A 17,456-nucleotide genomic window follows, 5' to 3' on the forward strand; every position below is an offset into this window, starting at 1 on the left:
TTTACTCCTCCTGTCCGGCAATGGCCCCGATGAAAAGCCGTGCCAGATTTAAGATATGGTCAAAGTCCCCCAGACAGGCCACGCTGGCGGGGGCGTGAAGATAACGGACTGCGGCGCTCATCACGATGGTACGCACGCCTTCCCGGCTGCGTTGGATGGCGGCGGCGTCGTTTCCGCCGGAGATATAGCTCTTGGTCTGCCAGGGAATCTGATTTTCCTCAGCAAGATTCCGCATCAGTTCAAAGAGCCCCCGGTCAGCCACAGAACCGCCGTCCATAAAGGGAATGACCGGCCCCTTTCCGAGGATGCAGACCTGCTTATGGGCGGGCGTTCCGGCCAGGTCGGCGGCAGTGGTGGTCTCCAGTACCAGGGCGATCTCCGGATCAACAGAGAAGGCCGCGCCGAAGGCGCCGCGGCAGCCCACCTCTTCCTGCACCGTAAAGGCAAAGGTGCAGTCCATGGGCAGCTCCTCCTTCATCAGCTCCAGCATGACGGCGCAGCCTGCCCGGTCATCCAGGGCCTTGGCCTTCACGAAGCCGCTGCCAAACTCGGTCCAGTCGCTGTCAAAGGCGGCAAAGTCACCGATCTCAACCAGCTTCTCCGCATCTTCCTTGCTTCTGGCGCCGATATCCAGATAGAGGTCCTCTACCTTGGGGACCTTCTTTTCCTCTTCTTCGCTGACCAGATGGTAGGCTTTCAGGCCGATGACGCCGGGAATGCGGCTCTTCCCCACCCGGACGGTCTTGCCGATGAGCACCCGGCGGTCGATCCCGCCCACGCAGGCGAATTTCAGGTAGCCATCATCGGTGATGCTGCGGATGATAAGGCCCACCTCATCCATATGGGCGGCCAGCAGCAGCTTGGAACCGGTGGACTTTTTGCCCTTCTTGAACACGATCAGGGTGCCCATGGGGTCCACCCGCATCTCGTCGGCATAAGGGGCGGCCGCGGCCTTGATGTAGGCCCGCACGTCTTCTTCAAAGCTGGACACGCCGTCCAGCAGGCACAGCTCACGAATGGTATCTTTCAGCACAGGGCTTCCGCCTCCTCTCCCAGGCCCTCGGTAAAGGCGGCCAGCAGCTTTGCCACTGACTCCACGTCCTCCAGGGCCAGTACCTCGATGGGGGTATGCATATACTTCAGCGGCAGAGAGATGACAGAGGTGGCCACACCCTCCCGGCTGATCTGCATGTGCCAGCCGTTGGTGCCGGTGTGTCCAGCCATCACCTCAGGCTGCCAGGGGATCTGGTTCTCCTCTGCCTTGGCCTTCATGCGGCGAGTCATCCAGCTGGTCATATTGGGACCGATGCCAATGGCAGGGCCGCCGAACAGCTCGCAGGAGCGGTCCTTGGGGCCGTCCGGCGTCCGGCCGTGGGTCACATCCACCGCGACGCAATAGTCCGGGTCAATGGCAAAAGTTCCGGCCTTGGCGCCGGCGCCGGAGACCTCCTCCCTGGTGCTGCCCATGATGTAGAGGTCCACATCCAGCTCCTTGTCCTTCAGCAGCTCAGCCGCCCGGAGCAGGGTTACAAAGCAGGCCCGGTCGTCCATGGACTTGCCGCACATCTGTTCCTCCCCCAGGGGGAAGCAGCTGCCCCGGTACACAATGGGGGTACCTACAGGCACGGCCTTTTCCGCCTCATCCTGGCTCATGCCGATGTCGATGAAGAGCTTATCCAGGGGGAGAGCCTTGTCGGAGTCCCCCTTCTTGAGCACATGGGGGGGCATACATGCCACCACGCCAAAAATGGGGGGATTGGTGAGAATGGTCAGCTCCCGGTCGGGCAGCATCCGGGGATCGACGCCTCCGATGCTGCGGAAACGGAGGAACCCATTTTCCACACCAGTGACAATCAGGCCGATCTCGTCCAGATGGGCATCCAGCAGCAGCCGGGGCGCATCCTTGCGGCCACAGCGGCGCACGCCGATCACATTGCCCATCCTGTCAATGGACACCTCGTCCACAAAGGGACGCAGAAGCTCCGCGGCCACTTCAGCCGCGGGGCGTTCAAAGCCGGAGGGTGCACATTGGCTGCACAGCCGCTCCAGCGCGTTTCGAATATCCAAGTGATTCACTTCCTCTTTCTAGGGGGTTACAGCTCCCGCACGATCCGTTTGAAGGTGTTGCCCCGCTCCATAAAGTTTTTAAACCGGTCGAAGGAGGCGCAGGCCGGGGAGAGAATGACCACGTCTCCGGGCTGAGCCATGCTGTGGGCGGCCAGAACCGCCTGCTCGAAGTCCTGATACATGCGGATAGGCGGATTGCTACCGTTATAGCCCGGCGCGTTTTCCACTGCCGCACGGATTTTCTCCGCTGTATCGCCTGTCAGGATAAGTTCCTTTACATGCTCTATGATCTCAGGGCCAAGCACGTCAAAGGGAATATGCTTATCATATCCGCCGGCGATGAGGATGACCTTCTCCTCAAAGGAGCGGAGACCGGCGATGGTCCGGGTAGGACTGGAGGCGATGGAGTCGTTGTAGTACCGGACACCGTCCACAGCCCGCACCAGCTCGATACGGTGCTCCACCCCGCCAAAGCTGCGGGCAAAGAGCCGGATGGTCTCGTCGGACACCAGGCCGTTGACCGCGGCGATGGCGGCCATATAGTTCTCCACGTTGTGGTTGCCGGGCAGGAGAATGTCAGACAGCGGGAGCACCTTCCGGTGTCCATCCCGGTCAGCACACCAGATGGCCTCGTCCTTTACATAGACGCCCCGCTCCAGGATCTCCCGGCGGCTGAAACACATCACATTTCCGGGCGCCTTCTCGGCAAAGCCCCGTGTGATCTCGTTGTCCCAGTTGAATACAGCCAGATCATCTGTACTCTGGTGGGAGAAGATGTTCTCCTTGGCCGCCACATACTCCTCCATAGACTTATGTACGTCCAGATGGTTGGGAGCCACGTTGGTGACGACGGCAATTTCAGGGCTCATATCCATGGTCATCAGCTGGAAGGAGGACAACTCCAGCACCACCATGTCGTCCGGCTCCATGTTGGGGGTCTCCGCCAGCAGGGGCTTGCCGATGTTGCCGCCCACGTAGACGTTATACCCGGCCTTTTTCAGTAGCTCGGAGATGATCGTGGTGGTGGTGGTTTTTCCGTCGCTTCCGGTGACGGCGATGATCTCACAGGGACAGACCTGGAAGAACACCTCCATCTCCGAGGTGATGATGCTCCCCCGCTCTCGGGCAGCCAGCAGAGGCGTGGCGTCGGGCCGCAGACCAGGGGTCCGGAAGATGATGTCCTGGTCCAGACCATCCATGTAGTCGGGTCCCAGGCGCACCTCTGCCCCCAGGCTCTCCAGCTCTTCGATCAGGCCGTCAAAGTCCTTCCGCTCTTTCTTGTCGCAGGCCGTCACGGACAGTCCGGCCCGCAGCAGCATCTTGATCAGCGGCGTGTTGGAAACGCCAATGCCGATAACCGCAATGCGCTTTCCCCGCAGGGAATCTAAATATTCCTGTATTGTGGAATTCATAGGAATTCCCCCCTTCGGAAAAATCAGTCCTTAACTTTTATATTATATAGCCTAGGCACATAAATTTCAATCGTAACTATACGCATTGCAAAAGAATGCCCCAGTTTCATTTGACATTTCCTTTCTCATACGGTACAATATATCCCGTTGCAAGTAAGCTGGACAGCCGCGGATCGAGGCCGAAAGGCCCGATATGAGGAAAGTCCGGGCTCCACAGGGCAAGGATAACGGGTAACACCCGCCGGGGGCGACCCTAGGAAAAGGGCAACAGAGATATACCGCCACGCGCTGCGTGGTAAGGGTGGAAAGGCGGAGGTAAGAGCCCGCCCGACGACTGGGAACTGCTCGTCGCTGTAACCTCTATCCGGAGCAACGCCGTGGGAGAACATATGGCCGGCCCGGCCGTTCTCAGGAGGCGGCTTGATCGTGCCGGCAACGGTACGGCTAGATAGATGGCTGTCTTAAAAGACAGAACCCGGCTTACAGGCTTACTTGCCACTTTAGCATGAAAAGCTCCGATTCCATGTGGAATCGGAGCTTTTTTGCATATCCACGTTATTCCTTCGGATGGTCCTCACCCTGGCCAGAGGTATGAACCGGATTCCCGTTGCCGTCGATGCCTTTGGCCTGGAGACGGTTATTGGTCCATTCCCGCACCAGGGCGTAGATGACCGCGAAGGTGGGCACACCTAATAGCATGCCAGGGAATCCAAACAGTCCTCCGCCCACCACGATGGCCACCAGAACCCAGATCGCGTTGAGGCCTGTGCTGTCGCCCAGGATCTTGGGGCCCAGAATATTGCCGTCAAACTGCTGGAGAGCAATGACCAGCACGCCGAAGCGCAACGCTGCCCAGGGATCTACAATCAGCAGGATCATCACGCAGGGGATGGCGCCCACGATCGGACCGAAAAAGGGGATGATATTGGTCACACCCACCACCACTGCCACCAGCATGGGGAACGGAATGCGGAAAATCAGATTCAAAATAAAGCACAGCACACCGATAATGGCGCTGTCAATGAGTTTTCCGTTGATAAAGCCCACAAATACGCCGTTTGCATGGCGGCAGATCCCTAAAAAGCGGTTGGCCTTGGCTGTGGGCAGAAAGGCGTAGATCATCTTTTTGAGCTGCGGAACCAGCCTGCCCTTTCCTGCCAGCATATAAATGGAGGAGATCAGCGCCGTGACGGCGGAGATAACCACATTGCCCACTTTGACGCCCAGGCTCAGCAGTTCGGGCATCTTCTGGGATGCCCACGCGGTGGCCCGGTTCAGGACATCCTGATAGAGAGACACCAGATCGGTAATGCCCTCCCCTTCCAGGTGGTACTGGTCAATCAGACCCTGGACAAAAGTATTCAGATTGCTGATGTATGTGGACATATTGCTCACCAGGGCCACGACGCTCTCGACAACCTGGGGCAGGATCAGGTTGAGCAGGATAACTACCACGATGAGTGCAATCAGATACACCGTCAGCACGGAGAGGCCCCGTTTGCGCTTCAGGTTGCAGTAGACCCTGCGTTCAAAGAAGTCCATGGGCGTATTGAGCAGATACGCGATGGCGAAACCGGCAATAAAGGGAGAGAGCACACCCAGAAACTCATCGACCTTTTTTTGCAGTGCTCCAAAACTGTCCAGCGCCATGTAGAAGAGAATGCCGATCAGCACCACCAACAGATTGGACACTGCCCGGCCGTCCAGAATATACCATTTTCGCTTGGGCTCCTGTTCCTCCATGCTTCACTTCCCCTTTCCACTTGGTTCTATTGTATCATGCCCGGTGTAAGGACGCAATGGAAAACGGGCATCCCCTTGGGGATGCCCGTCTCTTATCAGCCCAGCAGAGCGCGATGATAGACCTTCTTACCCTTCTTCAGGATGATGCCTTCGCCGGACAGCTCGTCGGCGGTAAAGGTGCGGGTGATGTCGGTCACCTTCACCCCGTCGGCCTCCACGCCGCCCTGCTCCACCAGACGGCGGGCCTCCTTCTTGGAGGGGGCCAGACCACACTTGAGCATCAGGTCCAGCACAGCCACAGCGCCGTCGGTCAGGTCGTCAGCGGTCAGAGTGGTGGTGGGCATGTTGGCCTTGTCGCCGCCCTGGGAGAAGAGGGCGCGGGCCGCATCCTGAGCCTTCACGGCCTCCTCCTCGCTGTGGACCAGCTTGGTCAGCTCATAGGCCAGGATCTCCTTGGCGGTGTTGAGCTGGGCGCCCTCCCACTTATCCATCTCGTCGATCTGCTCCAGAGGCAGGTCGGTGAGCATCCGCAGGCACTTGAGCACGTCGGCGTCGCCGATGTTGCGCCAGTACTGGTAGAACTCGTAGGGGGTGGTCTTGGCCGGGTCCAGCCAGACGGCGCCCTTCTGGGTCTTGCCCATCTTCTTGCCCTCAGAGGTCAGCAGCAGGGTGATGGTCATGGCGTAGGCATCCTTGCCCAGCTTACGGCGGATGAGCTCGGTGCCACCCAGCATATTGGACCACTGGTCGTCGCCGCCGCACTGGAGATTGCAGCCCACGGTCTGGAACATGTGGTAGAAGTCGTAGGACTGCATGATCATGTAGTTGAACTCCAGAAAGCTAAGGCCCTTCTCCATGCGCTGCTTGTAGCACTCCGCCCGCAGCATGTTGTTGACGGAGAAGCAGGCGCCCACCTCACGCAGCAGCTCCACATAGTTGAGCTTCATCAGCCAGTCGGCGTTGTTGAGCATCAGGGCCTTGCCCTCGGAGAAGTCGATGAACTTGCTCATCTGCTTCTTGAAGCACTCACAGTTGTGCTGGATGGTCTCAACGGTCATCATGGAGCGCATATCGGTACGGCCGGAGGGGTCGCCCACCATGCCGGTGCCACCGCCGATGAGGGCGATGGGCCGGTTGCCCGCCTTCTGGAGGCGGCGCATCAGCATCAGAGCCATAAAGTGGCCCACATGGAGGGAGTCGGCAGTGGGATCAAAGCCGATATAGAAGGTGGCCTTGCCGTTGTTGATGAGCTCCTTGATCTCCTCTTCATCGGTGACCTGGGCCACCAGGCCGCGGGCTTTCAGTTCGTCGTAAATGGTCATGTCAATTCTCCTTCTTCTATTTCATCAAAAGAGTCTTTTTCCGCAGTATGGACACCTGGCGTCATCCATCTCATGGAGCTGGCCGCAGTAGGGGCACGGGATTCGCGCAATGCTGCCTTCAGTCTCTGCTTCTGGCGGCTCCACAGCGTAGAACTCGAGCTTTTTGCACTGGCGGCAACAATAGATATCCACGGTCAGAGCACCCGAGACAAGATTGTCCAGCCCGCCCAAAAGCCAGCTGAATTTTCCCATTTGCAGCTGTTCCTGCCCGATGTGGGCCATTTCACCGCCGCAGCGGATGCATGTCTCCCGTTCCATACCATACTCCCCTTCGGACACAGAAAACGCCCCCTGTCCATTGCGGACAGAGGGCGTAAAAACAACGCGGTACCACCTCTGGTTCGCCGGCTCCTCACAGAGACGGCCTCATGGAGTGCCAACACACCCCGGCGCGGTAACGGGCGCACCCGACACAGCCCTAATAGCGGTCTCCCGTGTTCAGGCGGCTGCTCCGAGGTGTATTTCACCAGCGCCTCCCTCCCCCTCGCACCAAAACGGGGGCTCTCTGAACGGCGGCAGCCGGGTACTTCTCCTCATCATCGCGATGGCAATCTGAAATTATCTGCACTATACCACAGTGTTTTCAACTTGTCAACCCCACATGGACAGAGCACCGTGACAAGCAGGTTTTCAGGTCACATTTCTGCCGCTCTTATACAGGGCGGCGCCGTCCAGCAGTTCCCCCGCGCTGGCCAGCGAAGCGGCGGTGATGACATCTCCGGAGGTCAAACGGGCCAGCTCCGCTTTCCGGGCGTCCCGGTCCAGCCGGGCAACCTCTGTAAAGGTCCTTCCCTTTCGTTCTCCCTTCTGAACAGAGAAATGGACGTCCGCCATGGCGGCGATCTGGGGCAGATGGGTGACACACAGCACCTGCTTGTGGCGGGCCACATCTGCCATCTTCTCCGCCACTTTCTGGGCGGCACGGCCGGAGACACCGGTGTCCACCTCATCAAAGACCAGGGTGGTCACATCATCGTTCTCAGCCAGCACATTTTTCAGCGCCAGCATGATACGGGCCAACTCGCCGCCGGAGGCAATCTTCTGGATGGGCTTCAGGGCCTCTCCCACGTTGGCGGACATGAGGAACTGCACCTCGTCCATACCAGTGCTGTCCAATCCCTCTTCGCAGGACTTGGTGCCGAACTCCACCTGGAAGCGGACCTTGGGCATATCCAGCTGGGCCAGCTCCTTCTGGATCCGGCTCTGGAGGGCCTCAGCCGCCCTATGGCGTGCTCCGGAAAGTAATTCCGCTTTACGCTTTGCCTGCTCCAGCGCAACGGCGTATTTCTTTTCCAGGCGGACAATGGTGTCGTCGGCATACTGGATCTCATCCAGCTCCTTTTTGCACCGGTCCAGATAAGCCAGCATCTCCTCCTCGGAGCTGCCGTATTTCTTTTTCAGGCGGTAGATGATATCCAGTCGGCTCTCCAGCTCATCCAGTTCGCCGGGCTCAAAGTCAAAGCTCTCCCGCAGGTCCCGCAGGGTTTCCGCCACATCGTCCGCCGTGCAGCGCAGCTCGGAGACCTGTTCCAGAATCCCGGCCGCCTCTGTGCTCATACTGGCCGCCGGACCCAGTGCGTCCTCCGCAGTGGCCAGAAGGGATGCCGCGCCGTCCCTGTCCTCATCTCCAGACAGGGCAAAGCAGGCCCGCTCCACTGCCTCGATGAGCTTGCCCGCGTTGCGCAGCAGGGTGCGGCGCTCGGTCAGTGCGGCCTCCTCCCCTGCCTTGAGCTGAGCACGTTCCAGCTCCGCGATCTGGTAGTTGAGACTGTCGATCCGCCTGGCCCGCTCCGCCTCGTCCATGCGCAGGGCGTCCATCTCCCGCCGGATGGCGGTCAGCCCGCCGTAGACCGTCTGATAGTCCGTCAGAGCTTCACTGGTCCCGCCAAAGGAGTCCAGATAGCTCAGATGGCACCGTTCGTCCAGCAGCTGCTGGCCGTCGTGCTGGCCGTGGATGTTGACCAATTGGCTGCCCAGCGCCTTCAATTGTGACACCGTGAGCAGACGTCCGCCCAGACGGCAGGTATTCTTGCCGTCCGGGTGAATTTCCCGGCGGAGGATCAGATTGCCCTCCTCGTCCGGCCCCTCCCCGTTCTCCTCAAACCAGGACAGCTTGGGAAGATCGGTGAAAACCGCCTCCACCAGGGCGGATTTGGCGCCGGTACGGATGAGATCCCGGCTGGTGCGCTCGCCGATGACCGCGCCGATGGCGTCGATCACAATGGATTTTCCCGCGCCGGTCTCGCCGGTCAGAGCGTTGAATCCGGCATCGAACCGGATATCCGCCGATTCGATCACCGCGATATTTTCAATATGAAGCAGAGAGAGCACAGCAATCACCGTCCATCCGGCGGAACTTACTTCAGCATTTTGTGGATCTCATTGCAGAACTCGGCGGCCGCCTCATTGGTGCGCATGATCAGCAGCGCGGTGTCGTCCCCTGCCAGGCTGCCCACCAGATCCGGGATCTCCATGCCGTCCACCGCGGCACAGGCCGCCGAGGCCAGGCCGGGCATGGTCTTGACCACCACGATGTTCTGCGCCACGTCAAAAGAGGTGACACCCTCCTTGAAGATCGTGCGCAGGCGCCCGGCAAAGTTGAGAGAGGTCTTGCGCTCGGACACCACATACTTGTAGGTCCCGTATCCGGTCAGCTCTTTGATCAGGTGGAGCTCCTTGATATCCCGGGAGATGGTGGCCTGGGTGGAGGTGACGCCCCGGAGACGGAGCTGCTCCAGCAGCTGGTCCTGGGTCTCTACATCCACCTCTTCAATAATGCGGAGGATCTCCTCCTGTCGCTTACTTTTCATGCTTTTCACCCGTTTCCAAGTTTCTGATGGAGAATATCGTAAAAGCTGCGGCCGGTGAGACATACCAGCCTGGTCTGGGCCTTGGACTTTTTGACCTCTACCACATCGCCGCCGGAGAGCTTGTGTGCCTTTCCGCCGTCTACCGACAGATAGGCGGTCTTTCTGGCCAGGCGGCCCATTCGGATGGCCACTGTCCTGTCGCGGCTGAGCACCATGCTCCGGGAGTGGAGCACGTGGGCACAGATGGGCGTCACGATCAGATTTTCCGCTGTCGGCTCTACAATGGGGCCGCCAGCTGACATGGAGTAGGCGGTGGAGCCCGTAGGGGTACAGACCACTACGCCGTCGCCTGCAAAGTCGGAGATCTGTTTTCGGTCGCCGTATACAGAGAAATCGATGATTCGGGCCACCGCTCCCTTGGTGATAACGGCGTCATTCAGGGCGATGTCCTCATAGACCTGTTTTCCCTCGTGAAATACCTTGACGTCCAGCATCATTCTGGACTCCACGCTGTACTTTCCTGAGGCCAGCTTGGTCAGCTGCTGCAGCTCGCCCTGCTCCAGCTCCGCCATAAAGCCCACGCTGCCCAGATTGACCCCCAGGATCGGGACATTGTAAGTATTGGCATCCTTTGCGGCATGGAGGATTGTGCCGTCACCGCCAAAGCAGATCAGAACATCTGCCCCGGCCAGCTCATGCTGCATGTCGGAAAAATGCAGGTTTTTAGGCAGCTCTACCCGGCTGCTCTTCTCCGGCATGAACGGGAGGCAGATGGAGGTCTCCACACCGGCGGCCTTCAGGATACGATCCGCGGCCTGAGCCGCCCGCAGCCCCTTGTCCCGGTATGGGTTGGGGCTCAGCACAACTTTCATAAACTCATTCCTTCTCTAAGGCGTTATGAGAGGCCGCTACCAGAGCCTCAAGATCTCCGTCCCAGGTATCGTCTGAACCTCCGGCAGCCAGGAACCCCAGGTATTCGATGTTTCCTTCCGGTCCCCGAACAGGTGAAAAGGTCATATCCTTTACAGTGAAATCGGCATCTCTGGCGTTGACAAGAAATTGCTCCAGGACTTCCAGGTGGACCTTCGGATCTCGCACGACCCCTTTCTTTCCCACCTTTTCCTTTCCCGCTTCGAACTGGGGCTTGACCAGACAGACCACATGTCCATCCGGCTTCAGAAGGCCCCGCACAGCGGGCAGGATCAGCCGCAGGGAGATAAAGGAGACGTCAATGCTGGCAAAATCCAGCTCATCGGGAATTTGTTCGTGGGTGAGGTACCGGGCGTTGGTCCGCTCCATGCAGATCACACGCTCGTCGCTCCGCAGACTCCAAGCCAGCTGTCCATAGCCCACATCCACGGCGTAGACTTTGGCAGCGCCGTTTTGCAGCATACAGTCTGTAAAGCCGCCGGTAGAGGCGCCGATATCTCCGCAGATCGCCCCGGAGAGCGTAATGGGAAAGGACTGCATGGCCTTCTCCAGCTTCAGTCCGCCGCGGCTGACATAGGCCAGCGTCTTGCCTCGCACCTCGATTTCGGCGGTCTCTTCCGTCTGGGCCCCGGCCTTATCCACCTTCTGGCCCGCCACATAGACCTGCCCCGCCATAATGACAGCCTGCGCCTTCTGACGGCTCTCCATCAGTCCGCGCTCACAGAGCAGGACATCCAATCGTTTTTTAGCCACGTGTACAGACCTCCATCGCCTTCCGGCAGAGACTTTCTCCATCCAATCCGCAGAGCTTTCGCAGTTCTGCCACAGAACCGTGGGTCACAAAAGAACGTCCAAGGTTGCACAGCGCCACGTTGGCGGCCGGCGAACCGGCCAGGGCCAGTTCTGCGGCAATCCGACGGCCCACACAGTTGGCATCCATGACATCTTCCGCCACGAGCAGGCGACCGGTTTTAGAAAGAGAATTCTGGATCGTATGGATATCAATCGGTGTAATGGTATTCAGCTTCACAACATCAGCCGATATTCCTTGCTGCTGGAGCAATTCGGCGCAGCGGAGCACCTCGTTTATCATAACGCCGTACCCGACCAGCGTCACATCACTTCCCTGCCGCAGCAGGACGGCGGGCCCGGTGCCGGAATCCGCCGTATATGCCCCCTCACCGCCGCGGGGGTAGCGCAGCGCCACGGGCCCCTGCACCTCCTGGATGGCATAGGCCAGCATCGTCTTCAGCTCAGAAAAACTGGCCGGGCAGAGTACAGTCATGCCCGGGACTGTGTCCAGAAATGCCACATCAAAGACGCCGTGATGGGTCTCGCCGTCCTCTCCCACCAGACCGGCCCGATCCACCGCAAAGACCACATGGAGGCCCTGAATGGCAACGTCATGGATCAGCATGTCATAGCCGCGCTGAAGAAAGGTGGAGTAGACCGCGAAAACAGGTACCATACCCTGCTTGGCCATTCCGGCGGCCATGGCAGTGGCGTGGCCCTCCGCGATTCCCACATCAAAGCTGCGGGACGGAAAGCGGCAGAAAAACTCCCCCAGCCCTGTACCATCCCGCATGGCCGCTGTAATGGCACAGATCCTGCTGTCTTTCTCCGCCAACTCACACAGCGTCCCGCCAAAAGCGGCAGAGAAATTGGGGCTCCCTGCCGACAGCGGCTCTCCCGTCTGGACACAAAAGCGGCCCACACCGTGGAAACGATCCGGATTCCGCTCTGCAGGTGTATACCCATTCCCCTTTACAGTCCTTACATGGAGCAGGACGGGGCCCTCGATATCCTTCGCATACCGGAGAAGGCTGGTCAGTCCCTTCACGTCATGGCCGTCCACCGGGCCCAGATAGGTGAAGCCCATATCCTCAAAAAAGGAGCAGGGCAGCAGGGTCTCTTTGACCGCTTTTTTGATCCTGTGGGTGATGCGGTAAAGGGTTTTCCCCCCGGGTATCGTACCGGTTACCTTACGATATCCCTTCTTGAACCGCAGGTACTGGGGCTTCAGGCGCTGTCTGGCCAGATGTTCAGCAATGCCGCCCACGTTTTTGGTGATGGACATGCCGTTGTCGTTGAGGATGACGAGCATTCGTTCGCCGCTGTTGCCGGCATCTGAGAGGCCCTCATACGCCAGACCGCCGGTAAGCGCGCCGTCACCAATGAGAGCGATCACATAGTAATTATCCCCCAGCAGCGTCCGTCCCCTGGCCATACCGGTGGCCACGGACACCGAGTTGGATGCATGACCGGCGATAAAGGCATCACAGCAGCTCTCCGCCGGTTTTGGAAAGCCGGACATGCCGCCGAATGTGCGCAGGCTGGACATCTTGTCTGCCCGCCCTGTGAGGATCTTATGGGTATAGCACTGGTGTCCCACATCAAAGACCAACCGGTCACGGGTAAAATCAAACACCCGGTGAAGGGCCACTGTGATCTCTACCGCGCCCAGGTTGGAGGCCAGATGACCGCCGGTTTTGGAGACCGAGTCGATCAGGCTGGCACGGAGGCGGGTGCAAAGCGTCTCAGCTTCACAGTCCGTTATATTCTTTATATCCGGAATATCCGCTTGCTGAATCATAAGCACCTCTGTATGAATCACTTATTAGATCAGGAAGGTACCTCCCAGGCCGATGGCGACCCCCAGCAGCGCCCCCATGATCACCTGCATGGGCGTGTGGCCCAGCAGTTCTTTCAGCTCTTTTCCAAAGAGCTCCGGTTTCATCTCACTCCAGTGGTCCATCATATAGTTGAGAATCTTGGCCTGCTCACCGGCGGCCTTGCGGACGTTGGCGGCGTCGTACATCACCACGATGGCCACCACGGCCGCGATGGCAAAGAGGGGCGAGGAAAAGCCGTACAGCATGCCGGTGGACGCGGCACAGGCGGAGACAAAGGCGGAGTGCGAACTGGGCATACCGCCGCTGGCCCAAATCTGGCGCCAGTCAAGCCGGCGTTTGGTCAAAAGCTGGATGACCACCTTCAGTATCTGGGCCACGGCCCAGGACACGGCGGCCAGAATCAGAATCAAGTTGCCCAGATGGTAATTGGCGGCATTCAATTCCATATGCGGTCACTTCTCCCGTTTCACCAGTTTATCCGCCAGCCAGCAGAGGAAACCGGCGTCCTCGAAGGTACTCTGCAGCGCCTCTTTGGCCACTTCGGTCTTCTCGCTTACCAGCGCTTCACATGCTTCCATTCCCTTGAGGCTGACAAACGTCACTTTCTCGTTGGCGGCGTCGGAGCCGATGGGCTTGCCCAGCTTGGCCTCGTCACCCTCTACATCCAGCATATCGTCCCGGATTTGGAAGGCCAGGCCCAACAGTTCGGCGTACCGCCGCACAGCAGCCCGCTCCTGCGCTCCGCCGCCGGCCACAATACAGCCGATCTCGGCTGCCGCGGAGATAAGCGCACCTGTCTTCAGACGCTGGAGTTCCTCCACTTCTGACAGGGAGAGAGAGTGCCCCTCCCCCGCCATGTCCAGCGCCTGTCCGCCCACCATGCCCCGGGCTCCGGCTGCACGGCCCAGGCAGGCGGAGGCAGCCAGCGCCTTGTCCGCACCGAGGGACGTACCGTGCTCCGCAATGGTCTCAAAGGCAGCAGTCAGCAGGGCGTCTCCGGCCAGGACCGCCGTGGCTTCACCGTAGACCTTGTGATTGGTGGGCCGGCCACGGCGCAGATCGTCGTCATCCATGCAGGGCAGATCGTCGTGGATGAGAGAATAAGTATGGATCATCTCCACCGCGCAGGCAAAGGGCAGAGCGGTATTCACGTCTCCCCCGCACATGCGGCAGGTCTCCAGCGCCAGCACGGGCCGGAGACGCTTTCCGCCCGCCAGAAGGCTGTAAAGCATGGCGTCATACAGATCGGCCCGGGACTCCCGTCCCGCAAAACACTGCCTCAGATAGTTTTCCACCAGGGCGCAATCCGCGCGAAGCACTTCTTCGTACATCATCCCGACTCCTTTGTTCTGCAAAACTTCGGCACGGCGGTCCGAAACGGCCCGTTTCGCGCCGGGAAACCCAGGAGACGCCACACACCGCGTCTCCTGGGGCAAAACCAATCACACGCCCTGGTCCATGGGCTGCTCCACCGGCGTCCCATCCGGAGCTGCGGTCAGCTTGATGACCTTCTGCTCCGCCTTGTCCAGCATGGTGGAACACTTTTTCATCAGGCTTGTCCCCTCCTCAAAGAGGGCCAGCGCGTCTTCCAGCGGCGCGTCACCCTGCTCCAGCTTGGACACGATCTCCTCCAGCCGGGCCATGGCCTGTTCAAAGGTCAGCTTCTTCTCTGCCATCTGTCAATGCTCCTTTACCACACAGGGAATTTCTCCATCCGCCACCCGCAGGTGCAGGGTATCCCCTGCCACCACATCGGTTTTGGATCGCACCACCGTGCCGTCCTCCCGGCGTGGGATAGCGTAACCTCTGGCCAGCACCTTCAGGGGGCTCATGGCATCCAGAGATGCCGCCAGCCGGGCAAAACGCTGCCGCTCCCGGTTCAGCGCGCCAGAGAGGCCGTGGGCCAGACGGGTGCGCTGATAGTCCAGCAGAACCCGCCGGTCCTCAATATAGTTCATGGGATTCTGTAAAGCGCGACTGCCTGACAGATGCTCCAATTTGGAGGACAGCTCGCCCAGACGCCGGGTCATAGCCTGGTCCATCCGGGCCGACAGCTGGTTCAATCTGCCCGCCACGTCCTTCTGATCGGGGACGGCCAGTTCTGCCGCGTTGGAGGGTGTGGCGGCTCGCAGATCCGCCACAAAATCGGCAATGGTCACATCCGGCTCATGGCCTACAGCGGAGATCACCGGGATCTGGGAGGCGTAAATCGCCCGGGCCACGACCTCCTCGTTGAAGGCCCACAGGTCCTCCATGGAGCCGCCGCCCCGGCCGGTGATGATGAGGTCGGCCCAGCCCAGCCGGTTGACCCACCCCAGAGCCGCGGCGATCTCGCCGGGAGCCTCAGCTCCCTGGACCCGCACGGGTACCACGGCCACCTGAGCCATGGGCCACCGGGCTCCCAGGATCCGCAGCATATCCCGCACCGCCGCGCCGGCGGCTGAGGTCACCAGGGCAATGCGCTTCGGAAAACGTGGAACCAGCTTTTTGTGGGCCGGATCAAACAGACCCTCGGCGTACAGCTTGGCCTTGAGCTGTTCGAAGGCCACGTAGAGGTCGCCTACGCCGTCAGGCGTCAGGGCGCTGACGTAGAGCTGGTACTGCCCGTCCCGGGGAAACACCGTCACCCGGCCGAAGGCAACCACCTTCATGCCGTTCTCCGGGCGGAACCGAAGCGCGGACGCCTCCCGGCGGAACATGACGCAGCGGATGGCGCCTCCCTCATCCTTCATGGAGAAATAGTGATGGCCGGAGGGGTACATCTTGTAGTTGGAGATCTCGCCCCGGATATAGATGCCGGAGAGGGCGCCGTTTCCGTCCAGAAGATCTTTGATGTACTGGTTGACCTGGGAGACTGAGTAGACCGTGTCATTTCTCATGGACATGCTCCCCCGCCCGCAGGCTGCGCCAGGCCAGAATGGCTACGCCCATGGCGTTGTCCGTGGAGTATCTGGGCTCGGCAAAGACCGCGCCCCCCAGCCTCTCCCGCAGCAGCGTATTGGAGGCCACGCCGCCGGAGCAGAGCACACTCAGTCCGGGATGTTCCTCCAGGGCGACCGCCGTGGCTCTGGATACCGCGTCGGCGATGGTGTTCAGCGCAAAACGTGCAATGTCGGCAGGGGCTTCCCCCCGCTCCGCCAGGGCTTTGACCTGGTTCTCCACGCCGGAGAGAGAAAAAGAACAGCCGTTGAGCTTCACCTTAAAGCGTTTCTCACTCTGAGACTCCCGGGCCAGGGCGTCCAAAGCCTTTCCCGCGGGAAAATCCAGCCCCAGCAGCTTCCCGGTCCGGTCGATGAGCTGGCCGGCAGAGATATCGCTGGTGCCTCCGATGGCCTGGGCACGGACATTGATCCCCTCCGGCTCCACGTACAGCAGTTCCGTGGTGCCTCCGGAGAGGTGCCAGGCCAGAATAGGCGCGTCCAGCAGATCCATCCGCCCGGCAGACCAGGCGGCGGCGGCAATATGCCCCTGCTGGTGGGACACCGGGAAAAATGGGACGTCCAAGGTGGCGGACAGGGCTCTCCCCTGTCCTTCTCCCGCCAGGAAACAGGGCATGTAAGAGCCGTCCACCGCTCTGGGGCGGGTGCTGGCGCCCACAGCGGCCAGATCCCGGAGCAGCTCCTTCCCGCGAAGCTGCTCAAAGAGACCGGGCAGCCGCTTCACATGCTGGAACAGGGCGTCGCTCTGGCGCAGGCCCAAAGTCCCGGAGGGCACATCCAGCAGGCGGCCGATATTCTCCCCCGAGGACCCGTCAAATACAGCTACGGAGGTGGTGTAATTGCTGGTGTCAAGGCCCAGGCAGCGTAGTCCGGTCATGCCTGGGGGGCCTCCTCCCCCTCCCCGGCGGCGGGCTCGGCATCAAAAATGTCCTCTGCCTGGAAGGGGGACACCCGCTCGGGGATGGACTCCTTGCGGACAAAGGAGCCCAGAATGCCGTTGATGAAAGAGACGACCTCAGGAGTCTCATACCCCTTGGCGATCTCCAGGGCTTCGTTGATGGCTGCGGCATTGGGTACATCCTGCATGTAGAGGATCTCGTACATGGCCACCCGCATCACGGCCACCGCCACCCGGGGGATCCGGGAGAAGGTCCAGCCGATGGCGTAGCGGGAGATGTAGTCGTCCAGCTCGGGGCAGTGGAGGTACACCCCCCGCACCAGCTCGCTTATGTACTCCCGCTGCTTGGCGTTGGGATATTCGGCGTAAAGAGGCTCTTCCTCCCCGATGAGCGCAAAGGTCGCGCGCGTCAGGGCCGTATCCAGAAGTTCATCGGCAGTCTGGTCGGTAAAGCTGAGCTCAAAGGTGAGGTGCACGGCAATTTCTCTGGCGTTGGTCCTGGTCATGTTTCTTCCTCCGTCACGGGCCGTCCTGCCGGCCCTGCTATTTCTCTCATGAATGGATAGTCCAATGAATATAACCCTATTATATACAAAGTCCGACCAAAGATAAACCCCCAGTTTTGCGCCTGTACGCAAAAAA

General features: G+C 60.0%; 17 protein-coding genes, 1 other RNA gene and 1 other annotated feature. Of the genes, 1 reads left to right on the forward strand and 17 read right to left on the reverse strand.

Annotated features, from left to right (window positions below):
* Position 1: 1 nt before the first annotated feature.
* From WMO64_RS08465 to murD, 3 genes are read right to left on the reverse strand one after another with little or no spacing between them, the layout of a single operon-like run.
* On the reverse strand, positions 2-1,033 hold the full coding sequence (locus WMO64_RS08465) for a M42 family metallopeptidase (protein ID WP_349231702.1): 1,032 nt from the start codon (positions 1,031-1,033) through the stop codon (positions 2-4).
* Positions 1,027-2,067, reverse strand: coding sequence for a zinc-binding metallopeptidase family protein (locus WMO64_RS08470; RefSeq protein ID WP_294518278.1), 1,041 nt, complete (start codon positions 2,065-2,067; stop codon positions 1,027-1,029). The genes WMO64_RS08465 and WMO64_RS08470 overlap by 7 nt, the downstream gene beginning before the upstream one ends.
* Positions 2,068-2,093: 26 nt before the next feature.
* Positions 2,094-3,479 (reverse strand): UDP-N-acetylmuramoyl-L-alanine--D-glutamate ligase, encoded by a 1,386-nt coding sequence (gene murD / locus WMO64_RS08475; protein WP_349231703.1) that lies wholly within the window; start codon positions 3,477-3,479, stop codon positions 2,094-2,096.
* 150 nt (positions 3,480-3,629) lie between these two features.
* Here murD and rnpB point away from each other — a divergent pair.
* Positions 3,630-3,978, forward strand: an RNA gene (gene rnpB / locus WMO64_RS08480) — RNase P RNA component class A.
* A gap of 56 nt (positions 3,979-4,034) precedes the next feature.
* Here the strand turns inward: rnpB and WMO64_RS08485 are convergent.
* The 14 genes from WMO64_RS08485 to nusB form a co-directional block, all read right to left on the reverse strand.
* Positions 4,035-5,222, reverse strand: a complete 1,188-nt coding sequence (locus tag WMO64_RS08485; RefSeq protein ID WP_349231704.1) for an AI-2E family transporter — start codon at positions 5,220-5,222, stop codon at positions 4,035-4,037.
* 95 nt (positions 5,223-5,317) lie between these two features.
* The gene (tyrS, locus tag WMO64_RS08490; protein WP_349231705.1) at positions 5,318-6,544 is read right to left on the reverse strand and encodes a tyrosine--tRNA ligase; all 1,227 of its coding nucleotides are present in this window, start codon (positions 6,542-6,544) and stop codon (positions 5,318-5,320) included.
* A 24-nt stretch (positions 6,545-6,568) separates the two neighbouring features.
* Positions 6,569-6,862, reverse strand: coding sequence for a zinc ribbon domain-containing protein (locus WMO64_RS08495; RefSeq protein WP_349231706.1), 294 nt, complete (start codon positions 6,860-6,862; stop codon positions 6,569-6,571).
* A 46-nt stretch (positions 6,863-6,908) separates the two neighbouring features.
* Positions 6,909-7,153: a binding site (T-box leader), on the reverse strand.
* Between the two features lie 81 nt (positions 7,154-7,234).
* Positions 7,235-8,935, reverse strand: a complete 1,701-nt coding sequence (gene recN / locus WMO64_RS08500) for a DNA repair protein RecN (protein ID WP_349231707.1) — start codon at positions 8,933-8,935, stop codon at positions 7,235-7,237.
* A gap of 26 nt (positions 8,936-8,961) precedes the next feature.
* Positions 8,962-9,414 carry an arginine repressor gene (locus WMO64_RS08505; RefSeq protein ID WP_294518268.1) on the reverse strand — a complete coding sequence of 151 codons (453 nt, stop codon included), beginning with the start codon at positions 9,412-9,414 and terminating at the stop codon, positions 8,962-8,964.
* A 5-nt stretch (positions 9,415-9,419) separates the two neighbouring features.
* Positions 9,420-10,286: an NAD(+)/NADH kinase gene (locus WMO64_RS08510; protein WP_294518266.1), complete on the reverse strand. Its 867-nt coding sequence runs from the start codon at positions 10,284-10,286 to the stop codon at positions 9,420-9,422.
* Positions 10,287-10,290: 4 nt separating this feature from the next.
* Complete coding sequence (locus WMO64_RS08515) at positions 10,291-11,097, reverse strand: TlyA family RNA methyltransferase (RefSeq protein ID WP_435412061.1); 807 nt, start codon at positions 11,095-11,097, stop codon at positions 10,291-10,293.
* Positions 11,090-12,937, reverse strand: a complete 1,848-nt coding sequence (dxs, locus tag WMO64_RS08520) for a 1-deoxy-D-xylulose-5-phosphate synthase (protein ID WP_349231709.1) — start codon at positions 12,935-12,937, stop codon at positions 11,090-11,092. The genes WMO64_RS08515 and dxs overlap by 8 nt, the downstream gene beginning before the upstream one ends.
* Before the next feature lie 24 nt (positions 12,938-12,961).
* Positions 12,962-13,423, reverse strand: coding sequence for a divergent PAP2 family protein (locus WMO64_RS08525; protein WP_349231710.1), 462 nt, complete (start codon positions 13,421-13,423; stop codon positions 12,962-12,964).
* Between the two features lie 6 nt (positions 13,424-13,429).
* Positions 13,430-14,308 (reverse strand): polyprenyl synthetase family protein, encoded by an 879-nt coding sequence (locus WMO64_RS08530; protein WP_349231711.1) that lies wholly within the window; start codon positions 14,306-14,308, stop codon positions 13,430-13,432.
* Between the two features lie 111 nt (positions 14,309-14,419).
* The gene (xseB, locus tag WMO64_RS08535) at positions 14,420-14,653 is read right to left on the reverse strand and encodes an exodeoxyribonuclease VII small subunit (protein WP_006572566.1); all 234 of its coding nucleotides are present in this window, start codon (positions 14,651-14,653) and stop codon (positions 14,420-14,422) included.
* A gap of 3 nt (positions 14,654-14,656) precedes the next feature.
* Positions 14,657-15,856 (reverse strand): exodeoxyribonuclease VII large subunit, encoded by a 1,200-nt coding sequence (gene xseA, locus WMO64_RS08540; protein ID WP_294518353.1) that lies wholly within the window; start codon positions 15,854-15,856, stop codon positions 14,657-14,659.
* Positions 15,846-16,793 carry a Kae1-like domain-containing protein gene (locus WMO64_RS08545; RefSeq protein ID WP_294518254.1) on the reverse strand — a complete coding sequence of 316 codons (948 nt, stop codon included), beginning with the start codon at positions 16,791-16,793 and terminating at the stop codon, positions 15,846-15,848. The genes xseA and WMO64_RS08545 overlap by 11 nt, the downstream gene beginning before the upstream one ends.
* The gene (nusB, locus tag WMO64_RS08550) at positions 16,790-17,320 is read right to left on the reverse strand and encodes a transcription antitermination factor NusB (protein WP_294518252.1); all 531 of its coding nucleotides are present in this window, start codon (positions 17,318-17,320) and stop codon (positions 16,790-16,792) included. Before nusB ends, WMO64_RS08545 begins: the two co-directional genes overlap by 4 nt.
* Between the last annotated feature and the right edge of the window lie 136 nt (positions 17,321-17,456).

This window comes from Pseudoflavonifractor intestinihominis (assembly GCF_040096055.1).
Classification (GTDB): domain Bacteria; phylum Bacillota; class Clostridia; order Oscillospirales; family Oscillospiraceae; genus Pseudoflavonifractor; species Pseudoflavonifractor intestinihominis.